General features: G+C 58.6%; 2 protein-coding genes. Both read right to left on the reverse strand.

Translation table 11 applies throughout. The features are described from left to right. Nucleotides 1–232: 232 nt before the first annotated feature. Complete coding sequence (locus ACIOWA_RS27495) at nt 233–1,567, reverse strand: imelysin family protein (RefSeq protein WP_339434077.1); 1,335 nt, start codon at nt 1,565–1,567, stop codon at nt 233–235. Between the two features lie 208 nt (nt 1,568–1,775). Then, nucleotides 1,776–3,827 (reverse strand): EAL domain-containing protein, encoded by a 2,052-nt coding sequence (locus tag ACIOWA_RS27500; RefSeq protein WP_339434076.1) that lies wholly within the window; start codon nt 3,825–3,827, stop codon nt 1,776–1,778. Nucleotides 3,828–4,219 lie beyond the last annotated feature (392 nt).

Genomic DNA, 4,219 nt, shown 5'->3' on the forward strand with positions numbered 1-4,219 from the left:
TCCAGCTTGGCGACGTAGAGGTCGATCACACGAACGAGGTGATCCTCGGGGATCAGTTCCTCCAGCGAGGCCGGGAACACGCTGGTCTGGCTGCGAGACTCTCCTTGGATGTAGGCCATAACGAAAAATGCTCCGTATCTTTCGATACGGAGCATTTTCATTGAACGCTGCGCAGATTGCTAGGTTTTCACACAGTCTGCGAAGGTCGCCTTTTTCAGTCAGACAAGCGTGATCAGAATTCGTGATCAGCGCTGTCCGGGTTCAGGTCGGTGATGCCCAGCTTGCCGGCTGCGGCTTCGATCGAACCGGTCTGCTTGACCAGCGAGGCGATGGCGTCGCGCACGATCTGGTTGCCAGCGGTATTACCGGCGGCGATCAGTTGGTCGTAGTGCTCACCCTTGTTGGCGTGGTCGACCATGACCTGGATCTTGGCTTCGGTCGCAGCCAGATCGGCTTTCAACGCGGTGTCGGCAGCCGGGTCAGCCTTGGCCACCAGCGACGACAGGCTGGCGCCGGTCATTTTGGTGCCGTCAACACGGGTGTACTCGCCCAGGTAAACGTTACGAACGCCTTTGGCATCGTAGAAGTGCGAGTTGTGGGTGTTGTCGCTGAAGCAATCCTGTTCGTCTTCAGGGGAGTTGGCTTCCAGGGACACCTTCATGCGCTCGCCCGCCAGTTCGCCCAGGGACAGGCTGCCCATACCGAAGAGCATTTTGCGCAGGCCGTTTTCGCCGGGTTCGGCTTCCAGGGTGGCGCGGTAGTTGTCAGCCACGTTCGGCTTCCAGTTACCGACCATTTCTTCCAGGTCGCTGACCAGCAGTTGGGTCACGGACTTGAGGTAGGCACGACGACGATCGTTGTGACCGCCGGTAGCGCCAGCGCCTTCCAGGTAGTCGGAAGCCGGGCGGTTGCCCGCGCCAGGACCGGTACCGTTCAGGTCCTGGCCCCACAGCAGGAATTCGATGGCGTGGTAGCCGGTGGCAACGTTGGCCTCGGAACCGCCCAGCTCGTTCAGGCTGGCGAGTTTTTCCGGGGTGATGTCTTTCACGTCGACCTTGTCTTCGCCGACCTGCACTTCGGTGTTGGCGATGATGTTGGCGCTGGCGCCCGGATTACCCAGTGCGTGTTCGTAGGATTTGTCGACGTAGTCGATCAGACCCTCGTCCAGTGGCCAGGCGTTAACCTGACCTTCCCAGTCGTCGATGATGGTGTTGCCGAAGCGGAACACTTCACTCTGCAGATACGGAACGCGCGCGGCGACCCAGGCAGCCTTGGCGGCATTCAGGGTGTCGGCGTTCGGCTTGGCAAGGAACGCATCGACGGCGGTTTGCAGGGTTTTCGCGGTGGATTCGGCATCGCTGTAAACGGCGAAGACCATGTCGGCGTAATGCGCGACCACAGCCTTGGCGGCGGCGTCGTCGATTTTAGCGGCGGCGGCAGGAGCAGTGGTGCTGGCGGCTGGAGTCGGCGTGGTCGGGGCGGCGGGCTTGTCTTTGCCTTCGCCGCAACCGGCGAGGGAAATGGCGATGGCCAGCAGACTGGCGGTAGCCAGAGGCATACGAATCATGGCGAACATCCTGCTTCGATAGTTGAGTGGACTCGCGCTGGGAGCGCAAAACTGCGACATAATGCAAATCTTTCGCATTATCTGTAAAGGGATGTGCCTGGAAATATTTCTTATTCGTGTATTGAGATCAAACGATCGCAGCCTCTTGGCACTCGGCAGCTCTTGCAGGCGAATGGGATTCACGAGAGCTGCCGAAGACTGCGATCTTTTAAAGGATGGCCGCGTTGCTGCGTTGCGCCTGCTTGAGGTAGGCGCTCAACTCGCGCGCCGGTAGCGGTTTGCTGTAGTGGTAGCCCTGACCTTCGTGACAGCCTTCGGAAATGATGTACGACTCCTGCTCGGCGGTTTCCACGCCTTCGGCAATCACCTGCATGCCCAGGCTCTTGCCCAGTTGAATGATCGCGCGAACGATGGTCGCATCGTCATCGTCATCCAGCAGGTCCTGGACGAAGCTCTTGTCGATCTTGATCTTGTCCAGCGGCAGACTTTTCAGATAACTGAGCGATGAATAACCAGTGCCGAAGTCGTCGATGGCAATCAGCGCGCCGGAGCGGCGCAGGCTCAGCAAATGCTGGGCGGCGGTGCTGATGTCTTCCATCAGGCCGGTTTCGGTGACTTCCAGCTCCAGACTGCGCGGTGGCAAGCGGTACATCTGCAGCAGATTGTTAACCACTCGCGGCAATTCGGCGTGGTGCAGTTGCACGGTGGACAGGTTGACCGCCATGCGCAGGTCGACAAAGCCCTGATCGTGCCATTCGCGCAATTGCTTGCAGGCCTGATCGAGCACCCATTCTCCGATGGCGATGATCGTACCGTTCTGTTCGGCCAGCGGAATGAACAGGTCGGGCGGGACCAGACCGTGTTCAGGGTGTTGCCAGCGAATCAGCGCCTCGACGCCAACCACACGGTGATCGCGGTAGCTGATCTGCGGTTGATAGACGAGGTAGAACTGATCGCGCAGCAAGGCATCGCGCAGGTCTTTTTCCAGTTCGCGACGGCGACGCATCTCACTGTCGACGCTGGCGATGTAGAACTGATAACGATTGCGCGAGCGGGTCTTGGCCAGGGTCATGGTCTGTTCGGCCTTCTGCAACAGCTTTTCGGTGCTGTCGCCGTCCTCCGGGAACAGGGTGATGCCGATGGTCGCACGCAGGCGGATTTCCTGGTCGTCGAGGGCGAACGGCGCCTCCAGATCATCAAGAATGCTTTGTGCCAGCTCCGCCGCTTCATAAGGCTGTTCGATATCGGCCTGCACCAGGGCGAACTGGTCGCCACCCAAACGGGCGAGGGCACCGAGGCGGCCGCTGTGGGCGCGCAAGCGATCAGCCAACGCCAGCAACAACTGATCGCCGGTCTGGTAGCTGAACTGTTCGTTGATACCTTTGAAATCATCCAGCCCCACGCACAACACCGCGACGCGGCGTTGCAGTTTGCCGGCGTCGACGAGGATCTTGTCCAGTTGCTGCTGCAGTTGCTGACGGTTTGGCAGACCGGTGAGGAAATCGTATTGGGCCATGCGCAGCAGGCTGTTCTCGGCTTCGTGGCGCAGGTGGGTATTGCGTTCGATGGATTCGAGCAACTGGTTGGCGGTGTTGATCCAGACTCCCAGTTCGTTTTTCTCGTGGCCCTTGAGTTGCGGAATCTTGTGTTCGCTGGGGCGATCGGGGTTGATTTCGGTCAGATGCTCGATGATCCGCGACAGCGGTTTGGTCAGCAGCCAGTGATAGACCAGATAAAGCACCAGGCCCATGGCCAGGGCACGCAATACACCGGAAATGAAAATGATCACCGAACTGACGATAAAACTCTCGCCATAGGTCGCGGTGTCGAGGGTGATGCTCAAGTCGCCGTAGTACTCGCTGTAGGGACCGCGACCCACCAGTTGCGTGGTGAAGGTGCGCTCCTGACCCAGAATCAGGTCGGTCAGCCAGCGGCTGTTGGAATGCTGCAACTCACGGGATTTTTGCGCGAGCATCGCTTCATTGGGATGGCCGATGGAGGCCTGGCGCACGGCGTCGTCCTGGAACAGGCCTTCGATCACCTGCATGCCCATCTCCCGATCCAGGCTGTACACAGCCTGAGTGGAGGGGTCGCGGAACATGTCGAGGATCCGTTCGGCGTCACCGACAACGGCCTGGCGTGTTTTATAGGCATCGAAAACAATTTGCGCGCAGCTCAAGACCACGCCCACGATCAATGCCGACAGGAGCACGACCCGGAGCAACTTCACCGACAAGCTGTTCTTGAGTTCCAGCTTCAAAGGGTTATTCCTTGTTCCGTGCGGGTAGCGTCAAGTTGCCGTGAGTATTGGCAATCCGGTGTTGGCAGTCAAAGGGACAATCAGGCCCAGAAAAATTTGCCCAGGGCCTGGGCCGACAGGCTGCTGACTAGAGTATTAGTCCTATTTGTACTGTGTCGGTAGTTTTGGCCCTCAACTTGAGCGTTGCGGGACATTTTTTCCTTTTTTGATGTTAGCCCTCTGTGCAAGGTCGGCAAGTGGCGGCAGCCCGCATTAAATGTGAGAAAAGCGCTATCTCCTGCCTGAATCAAAGGCATAAAAATGTATGGTCAGCCCATCTCCTGCAACCTCATGGGCTGTTTTCGGTAAAGCTGGCTTGCGCTAATGTATCCGGGCTCATTGTGAGCGTTGCT

It is taken from the genome of Pseudomonas sp. NPDC087614 (assembly GCF_044743485.1).
Lineage (GTDB): Bacteria > Pseudomonadota > Gammaproteobacteria > Pseudomonadales > Pseudomonadaceae > Aquipseudomonas > Aquipseudomonas baetica_A.